The sequence below is a fragment of the Peribacillus sp. R9-11 genome (assembly GCF_031345095.1).
Classification (GTDB): Bacteria; Bacillota; Bacilli; order Bacillales; family DSM-1321; genus Peribacillus; species Peribacillus butanolivorans.
This window is the reverse complement of sequence record NZ_CP133763.1, coordinates 5,598,168-5,621,286: the sequence shown is the minus strand read 5'-3', so window position 1 is coordinate 5,621,286 and position 23,119 is coordinate 5,598,168. Positions and strand designations below refer to the sequence as shown.

General features: G+C 39.3%; 20 protein-coding genes and 2 pseudogenes. 13 read left to right on the top strand and 9 right to left on the bottom strand.

The genetic code is table 11. The features are described from left to right. Positions 1–154: 154 nt before the first annotated feature. The 4 genes from RE409_RS27325 to RE409_RS27310 all read left to right on the top strand — a co-directional run bounded on the left by RE409_RS27325 (position 155) and on the right by RE409_RS27310 (position 4,262). Positions 155–637, top strand: a complete 483-nt coding sequence (locus tag RE409_RS27325) for a hypothetical protein (protein ID WP_309558341.1) — start codon at positions 155–157, stop codon at positions 635–637. A gap of 417 nt (positions 638–1,054) precedes the next feature. After that, a complete protein-coding gene (locus RE409_RS27320; protein ID WP_201187656.1) occupies positions 1,055–2,239 on the top strand; it encodes a NupC/NupG family nucleoside CNT transporter in 1,185 nt (394 codons plus the stop codon). A gap of 182 nt (positions 2,240–2,421) precedes the next feature. Further along, a complete protein-coding gene (gene msrB / locus RE409_RS27315) occupies positions 2,422–3,381 on the top strand; it encodes a peptide-methionine (R)-S-oxide reductase MsrB (protein ID WP_201187653.1) in 960 nt (319 codons plus the stop codon). A 23-nt stretch (positions 3,382–3,404) separates the two neighbouring features. Beyond that, entirely contained in the window at positions 3,405–4,262 is an 858-nt protein-coding gene (locus tag RE409_RS27310; RefSeq protein WP_201187650.1) for an STAS domain-containing protein, read from the top strand. Positions 4,263–4,327: 65 nt separating this feature from the next. Here RE409_RS27310 and RE409_RS27305 read toward each other — a convergent pair whose 3' ends face one another. The 4 genes from RE409_RS27305 to RE409_RS27290 all read right to left on the bottom strand — a co-directional run bounded on the left by RE409_RS27305 (position 4,328) and on the right by RE409_RS27290 (position 8,515). Then, positions 4,328–5,980, bottom strand: a complete 1,653-nt coding sequence (locus RE409_RS27305) for a glutamine--tRNA ligase/YqeY domain fusion protein (protein WP_057216200.1) — start codon at positions 5,978–5,980, stop codon at positions 4,328–4,330. 311 nt (positions 5,981–6,291) lie between these two features. Further along, the gene (locus tag RE409_RS27300; protein ID WP_056522118.1) at positions 6,292–7,032 is read right to left on the bottom strand and encodes an amino acid ABC transporter ATP-binding protein; all 741 of its coding nucleotides are present in this window, start codon (positions 7,030–7,032) and stop codon (positions 6,292–6,294) included. A gap of 11 nt (positions 7,033–7,043) precedes the next feature. After that, entirely contained in the window at positions 7,044–7,709 is a 666-nt protein-coding gene (locus RE409_RS27295) for an amino acid ABC transporter permease (protein ID WP_053348376.1), read from the bottom strand. A gap of 26 nt (positions 7,710–7,735) precedes the next feature. Continuing rightward, positions 7,736–8,515 (bottom strand): transporter substrate-binding domain-containing protein, encoded by a 780-nt coding sequence (locus tag RE409_RS27290; RefSeq protein WP_309558340.1) that lies wholly within the window; start codon positions 8,513–8,515, stop codon positions 7,736–7,738. Positions 8,516–9,332: 817 nt separating this feature from the next. On the opposite strand from RE409_RS27290, the gene RE409_RS27285 reads away from it, so the two are divergent. Continuing rightward, on the top strand, positions 9,333–9,674 hold the full coding sequence (locus RE409_RS27285) for a hypothetical protein (protein ID WP_201187641.1): 342 nt from the start codon (positions 9,333–9,335) through the stop codon (positions 9,672–9,674). Between the two features lie 163 nt (positions 9,675–9,837). Continuing rightward, positions 9,838–10,737 (top strand): formyltetrahydrofolate deformylase, encoded by a 900-nt coding sequence (purU, locus tag RE409_RS27280; protein WP_056527664.1) that lies wholly within the window; start codon positions 9,838–9,840, stop codon positions 10,735–10,737. Positions 10,738–10,801: 64 nt separating this feature from the next. Here purU and RE409_RS27275 read toward each other — a convergent pair whose 3' ends face one another. The 3 genes from RE409_RS27275 to RE409_RS27265 all read right to left on the bottom strand — a co-directional run bounded on the left by RE409_RS27275 (position 10,802) and on the right by RE409_RS27265 (position 13,491). Further along, positions 10,802–11,461 (bottom strand): SIMPL domain-containing protein, encoded by a 660-nt coding sequence (locus tag RE409_RS27275; RefSeq protein WP_201222528.1) that lies wholly within the window; start codon positions 11,459–11,461, stop codon positions 10,802–10,804. Between the two features lie 207 nt (positions 11,462–11,668). Next, positions 11,669–11,863, bottom strand: a complete 195-nt coding sequence (locus RE409_RS27270; protein ID WP_053348380.1) for a YwbE family protein — start codon at positions 11,861–11,863, stop codon at positions 11,669–11,671. A gap of 110 nt (positions 11,864–11,973) precedes the next feature. After that, the gene (locus RE409_RS27265; protein WP_201222530.1) at positions 11,974–13,491 is read right to left on the bottom strand and encodes an FAD-dependent oxidoreductase; all 1,518 of its coding nucleotides are present in this window, start codon (positions 13,489–13,491) and stop codon (positions 11,974–11,976) included. Between the two features lie 364 nt (positions 13,492–13,855). On the opposite strand from RE409_RS27265, the pseudogene RE409_RS27260 reads away from it, so the two are divergent. After that, positions 13,856–14,108: pseudogene (locus RE409_RS27260) on the top strand (hypothetical protein); the annotation flags it as partial. An 84-nt stretch (positions 14,109–14,192) separates the two neighbouring features. Here RE409_RS27260 and RE409_RS27255 read toward each other — a convergent pair. After that, positions 14,193–14,411, bottom strand: a complete 219-nt coding sequence (locus tag RE409_RS27255) for an FAD-dependent oxidoreductase (protein ID WP_201254132.1) — start codon at positions 14,409–14,411, stop codon at positions 14,193–14,195. A 428-nt stretch (positions 14,412–14,839) separates the two neighbouring features. On the opposite strand from RE409_RS27255, the gene RE409_RS27250 reads away from it, so the two are divergent. Both RE409_RS27250 and RE409_RS27245 read left to right on the top strand, forming a co-directional pair. Beyond that, entirely contained in the window at positions 14,840–16,033 is a 1,194-nt protein-coding gene (locus tag RE409_RS27250; RefSeq protein WP_201187630.1) for a ParM/StbA family protein, read from the top strand. A gap of 8 nt (positions 16,034–16,041) precedes the next feature. Next, positions 16,042–16,590, top strand: a complete 549-nt coding sequence (locus tag RE409_RS27245; protein WP_201187628.1) for a hypothetical protein — start codon at positions 16,042–16,044, stop codon at positions 16,588–16,590. Between the two features lie 99 nt (positions 16,591–16,689). Here the strand turns inward: RE409_RS27245 and RE409_RS27240 are convergent, their stop codons facing one another. Beyond that, positions 16,690–17,982, bottom strand: coding sequence for an NCS2 family permease (locus tag RE409_RS27240; protein WP_201187626.1), 1,293 nt, complete (start codon positions 17,980–17,982; stop codon positions 16,690–16,692). Positions 17,983–18,312: 330 nt separating this feature from the next. On the opposite strand from RE409_RS27240, the gene RE409_RS27235 reads away from it, so the two are divergent. From RE409_RS27235 to RE409_RS27220, 4 genes and pseudogenes are all read left to right on the top strand, one after another. Then, positions 18,313–19,827: a DEAD/DEAH box helicase gene (locus RE409_RS27235; protein ID WP_309558339.1), complete on the top strand. Its 1,515-nt coding sequence runs from the start codon at positions 18,313–18,315 to the stop codon at positions 19,825–19,827. 15 nt (positions 19,828–19,842) lie between these two features. Next, positions 19,843–20,751 carry a phosphotransferase gene (locus RE409_RS27230; protein ID WP_201222537.1) on the top strand — a complete coding sequence of 303 codons (909 nt, stop codon included), beginning with the start codon at positions 19,843–19,845 and terminating at the stop codon, positions 20,749–20,751. A 33-nt stretch (positions 20,752–20,784) separates the two neighbouring features. Next, the gene (locus tag RE409_RS27225; protein WP_242485352.1) at positions 20,785–21,972 is read left to right on the top strand and encodes a class I SAM-dependent methyltransferase; all 1,188 of its coding nucleotides are present in this window, start codon (positions 20,785–20,787) and stop codon (positions 21,970–21,972) included. Between the two features lie 104 nt (positions 21,973–22,076). Next, positions 22,077–23,029, top strand: a pseudogene (locus tag RE409_RS27220) (RimK family alpha-L-glutamate ligase). Positions 23,030–23,119 lie beyond the last annotated feature (90 nt).

Below are 23,119 nucleotides of genomic sequence, written 5' to 3'. Positions count from 1 at the left end.
ACCTATAACAGAAATAGATTTAAAATACTTTTTATTAAAATATAGAAATAAAAAAGACTCTTATTTTTCCCAGTCACTTAAGGAAAAATTAAGGGTCTTTTTAGATAATCTCCTTATAAGAAATAATACATTTTGTTACGAAGGAGAATTATATATGGTGAAATTTAGTAAGTTACACTTTTTGATTGGGATAGTTGCTTCAGTCCTTTTAGTTGTTCAAGCAGTTTTCGGCATCATGATGTATGTGAATGGCGGTGACACACAGGAGGAGATGGCAGGACAAAGGATGATGGGCCAGCCTACTAACAACAACACTACTGACTCGGCTACAACTGATGACTCGATAACAGAAGATTCAACGGATAGCGATACGGCAGCGACCGATGATTCAACTACCGCTACGACCCCTAATGGTGGACAGGGTAATATGGGGACACCTCCTCAGGGGGGGCCTAACGGATCTGGAACTCCAGGTGAGATGCCGAGCGGTGGGGGCTTTCAAGGCGGAGACTCTTTAGCAGGTAAAGTTATCAACTTTTATCAAGGGGTGGGTGGTTTGGCCACATCTATTATCATCCTTGTCATAGGAGGAGCTGGATTAGTCACGTCGGTGATGTCCAGAAAATCTGCAGCTTAAAAGAAATTATTATATATACATATAGATTACGGTAAACTACATGTTTTATGAATAGATGATAAGTGAACACTGTTGCCTAATTGTTTATAGCAAGTAGAGGTTTTTATAAGAACATTTCTGCAAAAAACTATACGTCTTTAGTGTTTGTGATAGGAATCAAAGCATGTAAAGAGAGGGTTCCTTATATAAAGGAGCCTTTTCTTTATGTTTGGAGAGTTAGCATTCCCGTAAATTCCCATTTTGAAAAAGAGAGAAAATAATTGCACTTGAAAAAATATTAGTATAATATATAAATTTGAAGATGTACGTACAAGTAATGTAATATGGATTAAATAGAAAACGTTTGCATAAAATTTTTGAGGGTATCCTACTATTAATGCACGATCATTAAAATTCACCTTAGTGGAGGCAGAATACATGAAATTTCTGATAGCAATTTTAGGGTTGCTTATTGTTTTTGGACTAGCCTTGTTGGCAAGCAGTGACCGAAAGAAAGTCAAAGTTAAACCGATTATCCTCATGGTGATCATGCAGCTTATTTTAACTTATCTATTATTAAATACGAAGTTTGGTTTAGTGATAATCAATTCGATTGCCGATGGTTTTGGAAAACTATTAGAATGGGCAAATGAAGGGATTACATTTGTATTTGGTGGGATTGTAAACGAAGGAGCATCGCCGTTCTTTTTAAATGTCCTTCTTCCTATCGTATTCATCTCGGCATTAATAGGGATTTTACAGCACTTCAAAATCCTTCCGTTCGTCATGAAGTGGATCGGCTACCTGCTTAGTAAGGTGAATGGAATGGGGAAATTGGAATCTTACAATGCGGTAGCATCAGCAATTGTCGGCCAATCCGAGGTTTTCATAACCTTGAAGAAGCAACTCGGTTCCATTCCGCCATCACGTATGTATACGCTTTGTGCGTCAGCCATGTCAACCGTATCGATGTCGATTGTCGGAGCTTATATGACTATGATTGAACCAAAGTATGTTGTGACGGCTATTGTTATTAACATGTTTGGTGGATTTATCATTGCATCCATTATTAACCCTTATACGGTAACGGATGAAGATGATATTCTCCCTGTTGAAGAAGGGGCAGAGAAGCAGTCGTTCTTCGAAATGCTTGGGGAATATATCATGGATGGATTTAAGGTTGCTATCACTGTAGCCGCGATGTTAATTGGTTTCGTTGCACTAATTGCAGGAATTAACAGCTTATTCGATATGATTATCGGCATCAGTTTCCAAGACATCTTGGGGTATATTTTTGCACCGTTTGCTTTTATCATGGGGATACCGATTTCAGAAACCGTGACTGCAGGCGGAATCATGGCGACAAAACTAGTAACTAATGAATTTGTTGCCATGCTGAGCTTAGGGGATGCATCAGCAGCCTTGAGCGATAGGACGATAGGAATCGTTTCGGTTTTCTTGGTTTCATTCGCGAATTTTTCATCTATCGGAATCATTGCAGGTGCTGTTAAAGGCCTACATGAAAAACAAGGTAATGTTGTGGCTCGTTTCGGCTTGAAGTTGCTATACGGTGCGACTCTTGTCAGCATTCTATCAGCAATCATCGTCAGTGTGATTCTTTAAATCACGGGATTAGACAGCTCATCAATATACTGACTAACATTCAAGGCACTTGGGTATATCCCAAGTGCCTTTTATTATTCGGCGGATTGGGAAACTCCTATTTCTTGATGGGAATTGAAGGGGATTAGCATGCTGGTATATAATACATAAACAGCATAACTAGCCATGAAAAGGGAGTGGAGATGACAATGAATAAGAGTGAAACGGCTATCTTTGCAGGAGGTTGTTTTTGGTGCATGGTTGCTCCCTTTGATGATATGGATGGGATTATTAAAGTAACATCGGGTTATACAGGTGGTAATGTAGTCAATCCCAGTTACAAACAAGTGATTTCAGGTACGACTGATCATGTAGAAGCTGTTCAAGTGGTATTTGATCCATCAATCATTGCCTATAAAGAACTATTAGAGATATTTTGGCAGCAAATTGATCCGACAGATGATGGTGGACAGTTCTCGGATAGAGGTAAGCAATACAGGGCAATAATTTACTTTCTAAATGATCAGCAAAAAATGGAAGCGGAGCAATCAAAGGAAAATTTAATGATGAGCGGGCGGTTTAAAAAGCCTATTATTACGGGTATTTTACCCTCAGGGGAATTTTATGAGGCCGAGGAATACCATCAGGAATTCTATCGGAAAAATCAATTTCGTTATGCATTGTATCGTAAAAGCTCAGGACGCGATGCTTTTATAAAAGAAAATTGGCCTAATGATAAAGCTCATCTCAGAGAAACTTTAACCGAGAGTCAGTTTCATGTCACCCAAGAAAATGGGACAGAGCCACCTTTCGATAATGTATATTGGAATCACTTTGAAGAAGGCATTTATGTGGATGTCGTTTCAGGGGAGCCCCTTTTCAGTTCACGGAATAAGTATGATAGCGGATGTGGGTGGCCAAGCTTTACAAAGCCGATCATGTCGGCAAGCGTCAATGAAAAAATGGATCTAAGCCATCGGATGACCCGGACGGAGGTACGCAGCAGGGAAGCTGACTCACATCTTGGTCACGTTTTTCCGGATGGTCCTGGTCCTAAGGGCACGCGCTATTGCATCAATTCTGCCGCCCTTCGATTCATTCCTAGAAATGAAATGGAGCGGGAAGGCTATGGAGATTTATTGTTGCTTTTTTCAATGAAATAATTAGTTGAGATAGGGGAACACAAATGGATATAAAAGATGAATTGTTATATCGATACATCCTTGATCACTCTTCCACAATTACGGAAAACTGGCTGGCTTTACGAGAGAAACAAGATGGATCCATCTATTCAGTTGATACCCATGAAGAAGTTGAGGAGATTCTTAGGAAGCAGAATACGTTGACTATCAAGACAGTGACAAGTGTCTTACTAGAGGATAAAACTGTTTTTGTAGAAACTATGGAGCAGTGGGCAACATTGGTAGCGAAAAGTAGGGTTGAGTCGGATACGCCCATATACGAAGTGTTAGAAGCGCTTAATAAAGTACGGAGAGCATACTGGGATTTTATCGCTGGCTATATGCTCCAGGTTGATGCGGGGATTTCAAAGGGGACAATTATCCGATGGAGTCGGCTTATTAATAGCGCATTTGATCAATTGAACCATGAGTTCACTGAGCAGTATTATCTTTTGACAAAAGAACGTTTACTAGCGCAACAGGAACTGATTAATGAATTAGGTGCTCCAGTTATTCCTATTGTTGATGCTATTGCGGTATTGCCATTAATCGGGGAAATTGATACCTTTCGGGCAAAGGGGATTTTGAATACTACTCCAGGCAAATGTATTAGTAAAAATGTTTCTCACTTATTTATCGACTTATCGGGTGTGACCCTTTTAGATACGATGGTTGCTCATCAAATCTATCAATTGATAAGTACCCTTAATTTATTAGGCATTCAATCTACAATTTCCGGAATTCGTCCTGAAGTAGCACAGATGTCCATTCAGCTAGGATTGGATTTTAGTCACGTTTCGACTCACAGTACTCTTAAGCAGGCACTTTCCAAGCAAGGAATCAAACTATATGAAAGAAAATGACTCAAGGGTGTATAGAGTGAAAAAGAACCAGATTCCAATAAGGGATCTGGTTCTTTTTAGTGATTTTATAACTTGAATGAACTCTTCAATCCAACAATTTGGTTGAAGACCAAGTGATCAGCTGCAGTGAGTTTTGAATCAACATTGTAATAGCCGTGTCTAAAGAATTGGAATTTATCCTGAGGCTTAACATTTTTCATGTTGGGCTCAACAAACCCTTGTAAAATTTCTATGGATTCAGGGTTTACCCGCTCCAAGAATGATTTTTCTTCTTCTTCTTCACTTTCCTTATCCAAAATTAAAGGTTGGTAGTTACGGAATTCTGCTGAAACAGCTTGTGTAGCCTCGACCCAGTGCAGTGTTCCTTTCACCTTACGACCAGTGAAACCAGAGCCGCTTTTTGTTTCAATATCGTAAGTGCAGCGAAGTTCAATGACGTTTCCAGCTTCGTCTTTTATCACTTCTTCACATTTAATGAAATAAGCATGTTTTAAACGGACTTCATTGCCCGGGAAAAGACGGAAATACTTTTTCGGGGGATTTTCCATGAAATCGTCCTGTTCGATATATATTTCACGTGAGAATGGAATTTGTCGCGTACCCATCTCCGGAACTTCTGGGTTGACCTCAGCATCCAGCCATTCAACTTCATTTTCTGGATAGTTGGTGATAACTACTTTAAGAGGCTTTAGAATAGCCATGGTCCGTGGCGCCTTCAGTTTTAGATCTTCTCGAACGAAATGATCGAGCATTTGAGAGTCTACGACACCGCTAGTTTTCGCAACGCCTATTTCAAGGCAGAATGCACGAATAGCTTCGGGTGTATAACCGCGTCTTCGTAATCCGGATACGGTAGGCATACGTGGGTCGTCCCAGCCGTCCACAAAGGCTTCATCGACAAGTTGCTTCAGTTTCCGCTTGCTCATTACGGTATTTGTCAGGTTTAGACGGCCAAATTCGTATTGCTGTGGCTTACTTTCCATTTCGCAGTTTTCAACAATCCAATCATAAAGCGGGCGTTGATCTTCAAATTCAAGCGTACAAATGGAGTGTGTGACTCCTTCAATTGCATCTTCAATAGGGTGGGCAAAGGCGTACATTGGGTAGATGCACCATTTGTCGCCGGTATTATGGTGTTCTGTATGGGAGATTCGGTAAATAACGGGATCGCGCAGATTGATGTTAGGTGAGCTCATATCGATTTTTGCTCGCAGTACTTTTGTACCGTTCTCGAATTCGCCGCTACGCATCTTTTCAAATAACTCAAGGTTTTCCTCGACTGTTCTGTTGCGGTACGGGCTATCTTTTCCCGGCTCTGTTAACGTTCCACGATATTCGCGGATTTGGTCGGCATTCAGGTCATCGACGTATGCCAGTCCTTTATTGATGAGCAGTACAGCTCTTTTGTACATTTCGTCAAAATAATCGGACGCGAAAAAAAGGTTATCCCAATCGTAACCGAGCCATTTCACATCTTCCTTGATAGAATTGACATACTCAATATCTTCTTTCAATGGATTGGTATCATCAAATCGAAGGTTGGTTTTACCATTAAATTCATCAGCCACTCCAAAATTCAAAATAATTGATTTGGCGTGCCCAATATGTAAATATCCGTTTGGCTCAGGAGGGAAGCGGGTGATAATATGATCATGTTTTCCGGACTCTAGATCATCTTTTATAATATTTTTAATAAAATTCGAAGAGTTATTTTCCAACTGAATTCGACCTCTTTCATTTATATACTTCTTTTAATTTTACCTGTATATATACCATAAATACAGATATTTTTCCATGTTCGAGCCGGAATCAGGGTTTTAGAATACGTTCTTAAACAATTCATCTAGTATTTAGTTTGCACAATCAGATCGGAAATATCCCTGAAACTTTAATCATTTATGTGAGGAAACTATCTAACTAGTATTTAATAAACAAAAAACGAAACCTATTGATGGGTTTTATCGAATCACTTTTATAAAAAATAAGCAATACAGGAATCAAGCCTGCATTGCTTAATAAAGGATTATAGTTAAAATACCGTTGTTTGTAAAAATTCCTTCGTTCGCTCTTCTTTTGGATTGGAGAAAAATTCTTTTGGTGGGCCACTTTCTACAACCCGTCCATTATGCATGAAGACAATCCAATCCCCAACTTCACGGGCAAAGCTCATTTCATGGGTAACGACTACCATTGTCATCCCTTCTAAGGCAAGTTCCTTCATCGTAGCTAGTACCTCACCGACAAGTTCAGGATCGAGAGCAGAGGTGGGCTCATCAAAGAGTAGGATATCGGGCTTCATGGCGAGAGCTCGAGCGATCGCAACCCGCTGTTTTTGGCCACCGGAGAGCTTGCTTGGATAGACATCTGCTTTATCTGATAACCCAACTTTAGCCAGTAGCGCTTTTGCTTCCTCGATGGCTTGGGCCTTTGGGATTTTTTTGACGTGAGTCGGTGCTTCAATAACATTTTCGAGTACGGTCATGTGCGGGAAGAGATAGAAATGCTGAAAAACCATTCCAACTTTCTCACGAATTTTATTAATATCGTGGGTACCCGGCTCTACTTCAGTTCCTTCGATAAGGATTTGTCCGCTGTCTTTCTTCTCCAAGTAGTTCAAGCAACGGAGCAGGGTGCTTTTTCCGGAACCGCTAGGCCCGATCAGACAGACAACGTCACTATCTAATACCTTCATATCAATATCTTTTAGCACGTGAAGGTTTCCATAAGATTTATTTAAATTCCTAATGCGAATCATTTCTTTTTGTTCCATTTCAATTCCCCCTATCGATCACTAATGGACAGTTTCTTTTCAAATGTATTGACGATAATGGTCAGGAATGCCACAAGAATTAAATAGTAGACCGCTACAATCAATAAATATGTCATTTCATCAAAATTATTTGAACCTAACGTAGTGGCTACGTTAAACAACTCATTCATGGATATGAAGGCGGCTAGTGATGAATCCTTCAGTCCGATGATGAATTGGTTGCCTAGTGGCGGCAATGCGCGTCGGAAGGCTTGTGGTAGGATGATTCTTCTTAATGCGAGTGCATTGCTCATTCCAAGGGAACGTCCAGCTTCCATTTGGCCTTTGTCAATGGATTGAATTGTACCGCGTAAAATTTCAGAGATATAAGCTCCGTTATGAAAGGCTAGGGCAAGTGACGCTGCCCAGAAGTCTGGTAGGAGGAAGAGATTGCTGATACCAAAATAGAGAATAAATATCTGTACGATAAGCGGTGTTCCTCGTACCAGGAATACGTATGTATCTGAAATCCAAGCAAGAATTTTTATATTAGAAATTTTTAAAAGTGCGAAGAGTAACCCGATGATAATTCCTACTAATATGGAAACTACCGTAAGCTCCAATGTGAGGAGCATGGCTCGGATAAACACATCCGATGAGCTAAATAATGTATCAAAAAAATGAGAAAAGCTTGGCAATGTAAAAACTCCCTTTCTATCAATCTTTATTCAGGTTTAGTAGTGATATCTTCCCCAAAGTACTTTTTGCTAATTGCTGCAAGTGTTCCATCTTCTCGGAGGTTTTCAAGTGCTTCATTAATGCGTATCAGCAGCTGGGGGTTATCATTCGGTAGAACTATGGCCTGCTCACTGCGTTCTATCAATTGACGCCCTTTGATGTCGAATCCTTCTTTGGTCGCTTCTTTACCGGTTACAAAGTCGGTAATAACGGCATCATGACGACCTCCGCTTAATGCTTTAAGAGCGGTGATATCACTGTCGTAGGTTTTTACATTGGTTGTATACTTTTCTGCTGTGGTTGCGTATGTGGATCCTTTAGAAGCGGCAACTTCCTTTCCCTTTAAATCTTCGACTGTTTTGATATCACTATCGGATCGGACGAAAATTTGTGGACCTGAGTAGTAATACGGGGTGGAAAAAGCAACATGTTTACTTCGTTGTTCATTAATTGTATGACTGGCAACCGCGGCATCTGCCCGACCGGTTTTGACACCCTCGACGATTCCCTTAAATTTAATCCGCTTTGGGACCGGTTCTAGACCAAGTTCATTCGCGATTGCTTCTCCGACTTCAATATCAAATCCTGTTATGGTCATGTCATCATTAACGTAACTAAATGGCTTGAATTCACCTGAGGCAGCGAATACAAACTGGTCCTTATTGATCAGCTTACTACCATCCTCTAGCTGATCTTTTTCAGCACAGCCGGACAGAAGACCAAGAATAATCAGTAATACTAGAATGAATTTAACTGATAATTTCATGATTATTTCATTTCCCCCTTTGAAAAAAACTAATAGAATGGTCTATACCCTAATGAGATCGTGAATAACCTTATTTTACAGGAAAAATAAACCAAATCAATAAAAAGTCGACCCTGAATAGGCCGACTTTTCAATGATTAATTCCTTTTTAATATGCAAATTAATGAGGATAATATTGATTTGTACTTCATTTGATTTAACGATAATTAAAGATTACAAAGATGGAGAAATCACACCATATGTAAACCTTTAATATGGATTGAAGGAATTGGATTAATTTTAATTATTGGTTAATTTCTTTGGGATAGTTATCTAACTCATGCAGTAAAAATGGCTTCTTTTTAGGTATTTCTCTAAAACGTAAAAAACGGTAATTCAGTCCTTTTTAACTGAATTACCGTCATATCTTCTAACTGCTGCACGTCTTTTGATTGAGTCATCTTTCATCGACCTTTCTTTAACTATAAATCCTTTTCAACCAGCGGTTTGAATGTACGATTTTTCTTCTATTTTGAGTATAAAGAGAATAAACGTGAGGTCAATGAAATCAAAGATTTGAATGTATGATATTTACACTTAACATACATTCATTAAAAGAGACAAAATTCTAAGAATAATGTATTGCCTAAATGCAAAAACATAATAGACCTAAGACCTGCTTATACAATTATATATAGTTAATGGAAAGTATTTGTTGTAAGTATTCGATATTTATAAATTAATACTATTTGTTCTGAATATTTCAATTTAATGATAAAGTAATAAAAGGTAAAATATCAAATATATTACATTTTAAAATTCTATTTTGGAGGCAAATATGAAAAAAGCACTTTTTATTTTATTGATTGTTTATCTAGTTATTTTAACTGGGTGCAATCAAGAAAGCACAGACTCAGGTAGTTCTGCTGTAATTGTTATAGTTAATAATAAAGAATATAACGGAACTGAAGATAAACTAGACAAGAGTAAAGAGCTTGGAGAAGAGATTGGTACAGTAGAAAAGAAAACAAAACCAGATGAAATGCCAAAAGAAAATCAATCAAATTATTTTGAAGTTGGATCGAAAATCTATTCTGTTAAGGGAACAGAAGATTACATTATTGTGGTAGATAACAACAACGAAAAAGAGCTTTTAAAAAAGGTAACAAAAGAAGGATAATGAGCCTTCTTTTGTTACCTTTTTTTATAAAAAAACACAATTATTCTAAAAGTTAAGGGGCAAGTTAGCTTCAGGCAGGGTTTTTCTGAATAGACTGACTTTAACTTTGCCTATGTGTTGAAGTATAATATAGCAAAATAGCAGAAGGGCAGTTGGGAAAATAGTGAGCAACTTTGTGCAAGAACAGTTACAGGAATTTCGTGTGAAAAATCAAGATAGAGGTCGTTTAATTATAAAATGTCCGGACCAACCAGGAATTGTTGCGACGGTTACGGCATTCCTTAAAGAACATGGAGCTAATATTGTTGAATTGAGCCAGTATTCCATGAACCCAGAGGGCGGCACCTTTTTTACCAGGATAGAATTTGATTGCCCGGGCTTAAAGGAAAAGGCTTTGGATATGGAAGTAGCCTTTCAGGAAATTTCGACAAAATTTTCGATGCAATGGACATTTAACTATGTGAGTGATTTAAAGAGGACGGCAATCTTCGTTTCTAAGGAGCCACATTGCCTTCTGGAATTGCTATGGGAGTGGCAAAGCGGGGATCTATTGGCTGATATTGCGCTTGTCATCAGTAATCATGAAGATACGAGGCAAATTGTCGAATCCATGAACATTCCTTTTTATTATATTCCTGCTAATAAGGACATACGTAAGGAAGTGGAAGCACAACAGCTTAAACTTCTGGAAGAATTTAATGTCGACCTAATTGTACTAGCAAGATATATGCAGATATTGACGCCTGATTTTGTGGCTGCACATCCGAATAAAATCATCAATATCCACCATTCGTTTTTACCTGCGTTCATCGGGGCCCGACCTTATGAAAGAGCTTATAATCGAGGTGTTAAGCTGATTGGGGCAACTTCGCATTATGTAACAAACGATTTGGATGAGGGTCCAATTATCGAGCAGGATATTGAACGTGTCGATCACCGTGATTCTGCAGAAGATATGAAGAAAGTCGGTCGTTCAGCTGAACGCAGGGTACTTGCCCGTGCTGTTAAATGGCATTTGGAGGACCGTGTACTTGTTCATGAAAATAAAACAGTAGTCTTTTAATAAGAGCCCCCCATTTGGCATTGAAATTTGCTGAAGGGGGGTTTTTGTATTGAATAAGTAATGATTAATACGTATATTCTACCCTTACTGAGGCCGTGATGTTTAATTCTCCAGGCTGAATAGGGGTAGAGGCCATTTTTGTATAGGAACTGGTTTGGAAAAGGGCGGGTGGCGAAGTTTCTGAGAGTTCCTCAACCTGATTAGGGACTGGATTCAATGAGATTCCTAACGTTCGAGCCATGGAAAGGGCCTTTTCGTATGCATTTTTTAAAGCAAGCGAAAGTGCCTGGTTATAGTAAGCTTCTGGATTGGATAAGGAAAAGCGAATGCTTGTAATGGAATTGGCACCACTTCTGACTGCTGTGTCGATTATGCTGCCTATTTTTTCAATGTCAGTCGTTTTGGCCTGGATAATGTGCTGGACTTTATAGTTTTTAAACAATTCTTTTCCTTCGATATAATCATATTGTGGATCAATTCTGTAATCACTTGTTTTTAATTGCTCTTCTGGAATGCCAATGGATCTAAGAGATGCAATGACTTTCGCTATTGCCTGAGAATTGGCCTGCTGAGCTACCTGAGGGTCCACATCCTCGGATATAACTCCAAGGGTGATTACGGCTTGGTCAGGAGCAGCCTGGAGCGTTTCTGAACCGGAAACTTTCAAAGTATGATTCCTGCTATGTTGATAATCCCGGTCAGGAACAATAAATTCTTGATTCATTTTGACACCAACCTTTTTAAAGAGATAATCTCAACCCTATTGTACGAAGTATTAGGGGGAAACATGATTGAAATATGAAATATCCCGGCTGCTATTAATTCTTTCGGCACATTTAAAGAAAAAAGGGATGTCTAACAGAATGTTTTTTAATCTGTTTTAGCTTAAAAAAAGATACAAAAAAACACTCGGCCTAAAACCGAGTGCGTTTTATTTATGAATGACTTGAACCCTGCCAACCTGGCCATCTGTCAATCTTACTTTAATTCCATGCGGGTGGCTGCTGGAGTTGGTTAAAATATCTTTTACTGTTCCACGTGTTAGCTTTCCGCTGCGTTGATCTGCTTTAAGAACAATGTCCACAGAGGTACCTGGAGTAATATCTTTTCGATTTTGACCGTTCATGTTTAATTCAGTCCTTTTTAGAGTTATTTGCAACCTTTGATAGTGCAGTAACTTCAGTATAAGGAAAACAGCAGACCTAGTCGACTTTTAGATAACAATCTCGCAAAGCTCTATTGAATCTTTTTAAGCGGCTCGACAGCAGGGCCATTTAATACTTCACCAGTGATAGAGTAACGAGAAGCATGACATGGACAGTCCCAGGTGCGATCGCCGCTATTCCACGCCACCTCACAACCCATATGAGTGCATGTGGAATCTACAATATGAAGCTGGCCTTCATGATCTCGGTAACACCCGGCTTTATCTCCATTTACCTTGACGATGGCACCTTCATCTATCCCTAAATCTTCTGGCGTTTTATGAATAACTGCCAATTTACTTTTAATCAAATGCTTCGCTACATCAGCGTTGTCTTCGACTATATTTTTCATTCCTTTTATACGGGCTGGATTATATAGATCTGCATATCGGTTGTCCTTTTGCAGAATATGATCAGTTAAGATTTTTGCAGCAATTGATCCATTCGTCATACCCCATTTCGCATAGCCGGTTGCAATGAGAACGTTTGGATGATTAGATGTTACTGGGCCGACGAATGGCAGATTATCTGGTGTCACAATATCTTGTGCTGACCAGCGATAAGGAATATCTTTTACATTGAAATATTGGGAACTAAAGTCCTGTAAGGCTTCATAATGTTCAATTGTCGAGATACCCTGACCGGTTTTATGGCCTTCCCCGCCTACAAGTATAAGTTTTTCCCCATTGTCCTCTGTATAACGAAGGGAACGGGTAGGGTTGTCAGCGCTGTAATACATACCACCGGGGTATTCCTGTTCGGTCTTAATTCCAAGAACATAGGATCTTTTTATATGAGTACGAGCAAAGTATAATCCCATTTCATCATTAAATGGGAAGTGAGAGGCAACTATTATATGGTTGCTTTTGATTGTATGCCCCGTTTCAGTTATAACGGTTGGTGGCTTGCCGTCTTCAATTTTCATAGCCGTTGTACGTTCATAGATATTCCCTCCAGCTTCCAGAATAGGGGGGATGAGGGCTGTTAAATATTTTAATGGATGAAACTGGGCTTGATCCTTCATAATCACAGCAGCTTTACATGGAATAGAGAAAGGGATCTTTTCTGCATAATCCCCTCGAATGCCAAGTTTTTGATAGGCCTTTAGTTCCTCTTGGATTTTACTTTTATATTCATCGGTATTTGCGTATACATAAGCATCTTGAACATTCAAATTGCATTCAATAGAATGTTCTTCTATCAATCCTTTGATAAGCTCCATTCCTTCAGTGTTGGCCTGATAGTAAAGTCTGGCCTTCTCCTCACCGTGATCAGTAATCAACTGGTTGTAAATCAAGCCGTGCTGGGCCGTGATTTTTGCGGTTGTATGGCCAGTTGTTCCATTAAGTATCTCGCTTGCCTCAATGAGTGTGACTTTCACACCTTGCTTGGCTAATAGATAAGCTGAAGTGATACCCGTAATTCCTCCACCAACAATTAAGACATCAGTTGTTATATCTGTTTCTAGCTTAGAAAACGAAGGAAAGGATAAAGTACTGCGCCAGTATGGCTCCGGATATTGAGGAAGTTCTGTATTTTTTTCAGTCATTTGAATACCTCCATACGTTTCATTAGTGGTTTGTCCATTTATTACCATGCCCAAATTCTCTTTTTTTACGCTTATTTTTATAAGAAGAAGACTATTAAAAGTTAGTTTTTGTGCTTGTTTACAATATTGTATACACGTAAACAAAAGTAGATGGTTTGTACACAAATAAGTAAACATGTTTACAAATGAGTACACATGGCTATATATATGGTGTGTACATATTTGTTCCTGATGTATACGAAAATGTATACAATTCGACAAATAAGGCTACAATTTATGAAGGATTGACTAGTATAGAAACACCTTTTCTATGCTTAATAGAGTGCTCCACCTAAATTTTTTATGAAAAAGAAGATGTTTTTAGATGAGTTCTAGAATCGCAGCAGCAGACGTAGGAAATGATGCAATTAAAGCTATTTTTGGAAAGCTAGAGTCTGTGAACTATATATACCAAATGTCATTGCAAAAAACATTGGAAGGGATACATATTAGAGTCCATTCACAGCACTAAAAGACAATAATGCCATTTATCGTGTGGGAATTTAGCGACAAAAAGTGATAACCCAACAGAACTAGATTTGGGGAGCAGTAAATCAGAGGGAGACCAAACATTAGTATTTGCGTAAACTAAACATCTTGTACATTCAATAGAATGTTCTTCTATCAATCCTTTGATAAGCCCCATTCCTTCAGTGTTGGCTTCATAGTCTAGCCTTTTCCTCACCGTGGTCAGTAATCAACTGGTCGTAAATCAAGCCATGATGGGCCGTGATTTTTGCGATTGTCTGGCCAGTTGTTCTATTAAGTATTTCGCCTGCCTCAATGAGTGTGGCTTTCACACCTTGCTTGGCTAATAGATAGGCTGAGGTGATACCAGAAATTCCTTCAGCAACAATTAAGACATCAGCTGTTATATCCATTTCTAGCTTAGAAAACGAAGGAAAGATAAAGTACTGCGCCAATATGGCTCCGGATATTGGGGGAGTTCTGTATTTTTTTCGGTCATTTTTAATATCTCCATTTATTACCGCTCCCAAAATTTCCTTTTATATATACGCTTGCTTTTATAAGAAGAAGATTTATAAAAGTTAGTTATTTTATTTGTTTACAATTATGTATGCAAGTAAACAAAAGTAGATGGTTTGTACACGAAAAAGTAAACAGGTTTACAAATGAGTACACATGTTTATATATAACGTGTGTACATATTTGTTCCTAATGTACACAAAAATGAATACAATTCGACAAATAAAGCTACAACTTATGATGGATTGACTATTATAGAAACCTTTTCTATGCTTAATAGAGTGCTCCACCTAAATTTTTTTATAAAAGGGGATGTTTTTAGATGAGTTCTAGAATCGCAGCAGTAGACGTAGGAAATGATGCAATTAAAGCTATTTTTGGAAAGCTAGAGTCTGAATTATATATACCAAATGTCATTGCAAAAGACATTGAAGATCGGCCGGTCATAGGAATCGAAGAACTCGATGAAAAAAACCCATTAGAAGGGATACATATTAGAGTCCATTCACCTGCCCTGCAAGACAATAATGCCATTTATCGTGTGGGAAATTTAGCGACAAAAAGTGATAACCCAGCAGAACTAGATTTGGGGAGCAGTAAATCAGAGGAAGACCAAACATTAGTAATGCTTTTTGCGGCTCTTGCATTGGATGCTGCCAAGCAAGGGAATAATGATAAGTTCAAAAAAGTAAATAACGTTGTCGAAGCGAATTATACGCTGGGCACAGGTCTACCTCTTCGGGAAGTTAAGGAAGGGAAAGATGTTGGATACCGTTCGAAGTTACTGGGTTCCGTTCACCAAGTAGAATTTTTAATTACACCCAAATACCAAGGTATGAAGGTTAATATCAAATTTGATGAAGTGAAAGTCTATCCAGAGGGCTTCGCCGCATACATTAATTTAGTCATGGACAATGATTTGAATATCATTAACCGTGAATTAATAGACAGAAGAATTCTCATTCAAGATATTGGCGGACTATCGACAGATATCGCGGTCATTAAAAACCGTAAAGTTGACGATGATAAGGCGCAAGGATTCAATCTTGGAGTAGCTGAGGCTCTTGAATCTATTCGTGAAGAAATCAGAAAAAAACACGGTGTCGAGTTGGATAGCAGACGCGATGTCGTTGAAATCATCACGAAGAAAAACGACCGTAATCATATTATGGTTCGCGGAAGCCGGACAAGCGTCCATGATATCATCGACCGGATTTTAGGAGAACTTGCGAAAAAGCAATACCGTCACCTACGTAACGTATGGCAGAAAAACTCGCAAACGGAAATCTGCTATTTTGTCGGCGGAGGATCGATTGTCTTGAAAGATTATCTGAAAACGCTAAATCAAAATTTTGATGGCTACAATATAGACTTTTTTGAAGATGAACGGGAAAGCGTTTGGATGATGGCCAACGCCTATTATAAATTGATTTCGGATTTTAATCGCCGGAATTCAAAGGAACAACATCAATCCCAGCAAAAGAAGAAAGAACATAGATCAGGTGCTGTTAAATAGGTGAGAGAATGAAAAAAACAGCTTCTTCTGAAATCAAAAGAGGACAAGCCATCACTTTTCGTATCCCTTCAGATGTATCAGATTATACGTTAAGACAGCTGCAGAAATTGAAGGAAACAGAAAGAAGGAATTTTTCCAGTAAAATTGCCGAGTATGTTCTCGATGGAATCGGACAATCCACCCATCAGGAACGGGAAATGATTGCTCTACCCATGCCGAACAAGCTTAGCAAATCTCAGCGTGACTGGCTCAAGCATTCCCACTCAGAAGCTATGCTTGGAACGATTATGTACCATCTTTTATCCGATCCTTTACGCGCGACTGCCTTGCTAGCCTCATTGAACAGTAATGTAATTAATGAGGAGATTTATTTGCAGGATGGGCCCGAAGAACAGGAACAGGATACTGAAGTGGTGCAGAAGGAAATATCTAAGAAAGATTTGGATGACTTTGATTGGAGTTTGGATGAAACCACACAACAAGTGGAGGAACCAGAACCTGAAGAGGAAAACCTTGATGATCTTCTTGGTGATTTTCTTGATCAAATGAATCAATAAGTATGTAGAAGGGTATCTGACAACATGTTGGATATCCTTCTTTTTTATTAACGGGGACTTTCAAAAAAAGAAGGACCTCAGGGCCCCCTCTTGAATGAATTAAGCTAGGAAAATTAATTGATAGAGGAAAAGAATTGCAAACATGTACACTAACGGATGCACTTCTCGGAACTTTCCTCTAGCCATTTTTAAAATAGGATAAGTGATGAATCCAAGTGCTATCCCATTGGCGATACTTGATGTTAACGGCATTGCGACAATGACCAAAAAGGCTGGGAAAGATTCATCAAAATGCGTCCAGTCAATCTCGTTAATGCTTTTAATCATCATACTTCCTACAATAATCAGGCTTGGTGCGGTGATTGCCGCTACATTTGAGACAGCTCCGATAAGGGGGCTGAAGAAGGCGGTTATTAAGAAAAGAATAGCTACGACAAGAGCTGTTAATCCTGTTTTACCGCCTGCACCTACGCCAGCAGAAGACTCAACTGAGGCAGCAGTAGGGCTTGTACCGAACATGGCACCAACAGTTGTACCAATGGAGTCTGCAAAGAAGGCACTCCCAGATTTCTCAAGCTTCCCATTTTTCAACAATCCAGCTTGACGTACAATTCCAAGTAACGCTCCGGTTGTATCAAATAGCATGACAAGTAAGATTGAGAAGACAACTCCATATAGCCCGTAGTTAATGACATCTGCAATAGATGTGATTGGATTAGCGACGATTATTCCCTCAGGTAATGACGGTGTCGAAACAAAGCCATCAATTTTTAACTGTCCAGTAAAGAAGGCGATAATGGCTGTGACGATCATTCCAATGAATATTGCTCCCTGCACATTACGTACAATTAACACAATCGTTATAACCAAACCAATTAACGTAAGTGCCACACTAGGGTCTCTAAAACTTCCAAGGGTAACTAGATTGGATTCATGACTTGTAACAACGCCTGACAAACGAAGTCCAATAAAGGTGATGAAAAGTCCAATTCCAGCACTGATTGCGTGCTTCAAATTATTGGGGATGGCTTCAATCAATCTTGATCGGAAAGAGGTAAGTGATAAAAAGATAAAAATAATCCCTGTAACAAAGACTGCCGAAAAGGCAACTGTATATGAGATATTATGAGTGCCTAGCACTGAGTACGCAAAATAGGCATTCAATCCCATCGCAGGTGCTATGACAATTGGATAATTGGCTAAAAGAGCCATGCAAAGAGTACCTACTATGATTGCGATGATGGTTGCTGTGAAGGCCTGGTCAAAGGGGACCCCGGCATCAGAAAGAATCATTGGGTTTACAACTATGATATAAGCTAATGTTAAAAAGGTTGTAAGCCCCGCAAGTACTTCCGTCTTAATATTTGAATTCCGTTCTTTTAATTTAAACATGCGGTTACTCCTCTTTTTATATACAAAAAATCCTTGTACTAATCATTACAAGGAGGAGGTGCTTACCCTTTTTTCAAGTAAGTAGCTCGGTAGTATAATTTATTTGATAATAAAATCTTATAAATTATATTAGAAAAACAACTAAAGTACAATAGCATGTAAAATTTACAGTGACAGGTTTTCTCGAAATTAGATAATGATATACTAACAAATAGCTTAGATTAAGGAAGTTTCCCTTAGAGTGTAACTCCGCAACGTTCCTTAAGACGATTTACAAGTTTTTTAATGGGAAAAACAAGGGAATGACAAATTTAGAGAGTAGGTTTATATATGACAAATTTCATCGACTTGGGCGTTAGCCCGGCGATTAACGCGATATTAAAACAAATAGGAATTTCTAACCCGACACCTATCCAGGAGAAATCCATACCAGATATTCTTGCGGGAAGGGACGTCATCGCGAAGGCACAGACAGGGACTGGGAAGACCTTGGCGTTTTTGTTGCCTATTTTAGAAAAAGTAGATCCGACAGCATCCCACATCCAATCGTTAATTGTTACACCAACTAGGGAATTAGCTTTGCAAATCACAGCGGAACTGAAAAAGTTTGCTAATGAAATTGAGGAGCTGCAGGTGCTTGCTGTATATGGTGGACAGGATGTCGAACAGCAAATGAAAAAGTTGACACGAAATATTTCTGTCGTGGTTGCCACGCCAGGGCGGCTTTTAGATCATTTACGAAGAGGCACCATTGATTTATCGCAAACACAGACACTCGTTCTGGATGAAGCTGACCAAATGCTTCATATTGGCTTTTTACCGGAAGTAGAAGAGATTATGGGGCAGCTTCCAGAAGAACGGCAGACATTGCTCTTTTCTGCCACAATGCCTGAACAAGTTCATCAGCTAGCTAAACGCTACATGAATAAACCATTAACTGCGGCAGTAAAGGCTGATCAAGTTACAGTCGAGCAAATCCGTCAACTTGTTATCGAGACGACAGATCGTGCCAAACAGTCTTCATTAATTACCATAATAAAAGAAGAACAGCCTTACCTAGCCATTATTTTTTGCCGCACTAAACGCCGTGTTTCAGTCTTGAATGATGCTCTAAAATCCGCTGGTTTTAATTCTGAGGAACTTCATGGGGACCTTTCACAGGCTAAACGAGAACGTGTTATGAAAAACTTCAGAGATGCAAAGCTCCAATATTTAGTGGCAACGGACGTTGCGGCGCGGGGGCTGGATGTAGAAGGAGTGACCCATGTATTTAACTATGATGTCCCTGAGGATGCGGAAAGTTATATCCACCGAATTGGTCGTACAGGACGAGCGGGTGAGAATGGTCTAGCCGTAACCTTTATTGCCACTAAGGATTTGCAGCTGTTAAGTGATATCGAAAAAGGAATTTCAATGAAAATTGAACGAAGAACAATTGAAGGCGTCAAAATGTTCCAACCTGATGAGACGGGTCATAAAAAGAAGCGTTATGAAGAATCTTCAGAAGAGGGAACTCGTCGCCCACGTACAGGAGGAGGTCGCCGCCACAGAGAGCGTATAGATACAAGAGGGCCTAATCGAGGAAGTCACCGTTCTGCTAATCAAGCAGACAACCGTGAATTAGAGCTAGAGAAACCACGCGGAGGTCGTACGGAAAATAGTCGTGGACCGAAACGTGAGAAACCAAGTGGAGGTCGTACGGAAAACAGTCGCGGGCCGAAACGTGAGAATTCAAGGGGAGGACGCCCAGAAGACAGCCGGGGAGCAAAAGGGGGAAATACCCAAGGGCCAAGTAATAGGAGAGGCGGGTCTGGGGGCTTTTCAAATAGAGGAAGAAACCGGTAAAAGGAGGCGATGGAAGTGGAAAAGCCTTGGTTGGCGGAATATCCAGTTTCCTTAGAGCTAGCAGAGAAATTAATCAGGCTGCAGTTTCCAGAAATTGAGTTGAAAGAGATAAACCAACTTGGGGAGGGGTTTGATAACACGGTCATTCAAATTAATGAGCAATATGTATTCCGTTTCCCTCGACGCCCTATTGCAGTTACGTTAATCCAAGTGGAAAATCAACTTCTGCCCTCGATAGCAGGTAACTTTCCACTTGCTATACCTGAGCCGATTTTTTTTGGAAAACCAAGTAGCATTTATCCATATCCCTTTACAGGTTATAAAATGGTAAAGGGATACTTGCCTGTGGAAGAATCAGTTGAAAATAAGATTATATCGGCAAAAAGATTTGCCCATTTTTTAAAAGAACTTCATAGTTTTCCTGTTGAAAAAGCGAAGCGATTAGGTGTAAAGCCTGATGGAATGATGAGGCTCGATATATCCTTTCGCCAGAAAATGCTAATGGAAAATGTCTCAACTCTATTAAAACTAGGTTACTCTGAGCAGGCGTATGCCGTTAAGGATTTTTTTGAAAAACTCAAACCATTGAATGTTCATCATCCAATCTCACTCGTTCATGGAGACATTCATATCCGGAACGTTTTACTCGATAAAAAAGGTGTTCTCGCTGGAATTATTGATTGGGGAGATGTTCATATCGGAAACCCAGCTATTGATTTTTCCTTTTTATACAGCTATTTTCCAAAAGAAGCACGCCAAGTATTTTTTGGGATTTATGGTGACATCGATAAAGAGATGGAGTGCTTGGCCCGGTTCAGAGCAATATATATGCTTGTTACTTTACTCGTTTATGGCATTGATCGTCAGGATGAACAGCTGATTGCTATAACGAGCACTGGTTTGAAATTTGCTATAGAAGAATAATTGTTACTTTCTTTTAATGATTGGGAGGTTAATATGAAAGCAAGTTATTTTCATACAATTACGTTAATTGGGAAAATGTTGGATAAATCTAACGTTCCTTATCAATATACAGGTCAATCTGCTCTGTTTGTGCAAGGAGTGGAGGTTGATGAGTATAAGAACATCACCATTGATGTGCAATGGGATGTCTTTAATGAGGTTTTTGAGCTGTTTTCCAAATTCGCCCCTACGCAGCCTGAAAAAAATCCTGAGAGTTCTTCTTTTCTATTGGGGATTGATGGGGTTACAGTCACAGTTCGCTGTTTGTTTAACATGACTATTAAAACAGATCCTTATCGATTGTCTATAAAGATTGGAGAAATGGAGATTTGGTGCCGGTCATTGTACAGTTATTTATACGACGAGGAAATGAAGAAGTACAGTGCTGAAATTCATGCCTACTTATCTGCCGAGCAGCAGGGCTTCACAGCTGAAAATGAACAGGCATGGAACCAGAATAATTATTTAGCGCTTGTCAATCGTTACGGAAAACCCAAAGAACTGGCATCTAAAATCAGACAAAATCCCAAATGGAGACTGCATCCATTTTATAAATATATGGGAGATGTAACAGGCAAAAAAATCACTCATTTAATGGGGTCAAATGGCGTTAAAGCGGTTGCCATGGCCATCATAGGGGCCAATGTCAAGGTAGTTGATTTTTCTCAGGAAAACGCGACTTTTGCAAATGAATTGGCAAAAGAGGCCGATGTTACGATTGAGTATATCATCTCTGATGTGCTGTCATTATCATCAGAACATGTATCTGAGAAACAGGATTTGGTTTTAATGGAGCTGGGTGTGCTTCACTACCTAATTGATCTTCAACCATTATTCGAAAAAATTAAAATGATTTTAAAGCCAGGTGGACGATTCATTTTACATGAATTCCACCCGATTTCAACAAAACTCATTACCTCTAATGGTAAAAAGCATAAGGTGGCAGGCAACTATTTTGCTCCAGCAATTGAAAACAACGAGGTCGCTTTTTCCAAGCATATGCCGGATGAAGAAAAAGAGAGCCTTTCAAAAGTGGTTCAGCGTAAATGGACAATAGGAGAACTTATAACGGCAGTAGGTCAATCAGGGCTTGCGATCAAGGTGCTTGAGGAAGAACCAAACCATAAGATCCACGATATCGGTCTTCCGAAAACATATACCTTGGTAGCGGAACGAGTGTAAGGATGCAGTCAAAAGTGTTATGCATATAAAAAGGATGTTTGTATTAATGTCTCTATGCCCTCAGATAAAAAAATTAAATTTTAAACAATCAGGAGGAACCTTTTATGAGTAAAATTTATATCATTCATGAAAATGAGGAATGGACTGCCCATTTAACCAAAAGAATGAATGAGTTAGAACTTCCCTATGAAGAATGGCATCAAATCATGGTGTGGTGGATTTAACAGAGGAACCGCCAGAGGGCGTTTTTTATAGCCGTATGAGTGCAAGCTCACATACTCGTGGGCACCGATTTGCTCCTGAAATGACAGAATCTGTGCTAGCGTGGCTTGAACAGCATAATCGTACAGTCTTCAATGGGACACGAGCGCTTCGTTTGGAGGTCAGCAAAGTCAATCAATATACGGCACTGACAAAGGCTGGAATTAAGACTCCGCAAACGATCGCAGCTGTAGGCAAGGAAAATATCATGAAAGCAGCAGAGAAATTAAATGCCGCTTCGTTTATCACGAAACATAACCGTGCAGGTAAGGGACTCGGTGTTCAATTATTTCATTCAGTAGAAGCATTGAAACATTATGTGGAAGGTCCAGAATTCGATGAGCCAGTTGATGGGATTACATTAATTCAGGAATACATAAAAGCACCGGAGCCATTCATCACCCGTTGTGAATTCGTGGGTGGCAAGTTTATGTATGCGGTAGAGGTTGATACATCCGAAGGTTTCGAGCTTTGTCCGGCAGATGCCTGCCAAATTGGTGACTTGTTCTGCCCGATCGGTGAAGAGGTAGTAGAAAAACCAAAATTTCAAATTGTGCAAGATTTTCATGATCCGATTATTGAAAAATATGAAGCGTTTTTACAAGCAAATGAAATTTCGATTGCAGGAATTGAATTCATTCGTAACAGCGATGGTGAAATCTATACTTATGACATCAATACCAATACGAATTATAACAATGACGCTGAGGAAGCAGCAGGCCAATATGGCATGCTTGAATTAGCGAAGTTTCTAGGATCCGAATTGGCGAAACAAAACATGAACAAAAATAAATAATAAAAAGTGATGCTGACTGAAAGGGGATTTTATAACCATTTCAGTCTTTTTTTTGACATACAAAGAAGGTGCCCCTTCTCAAGCGGGCAC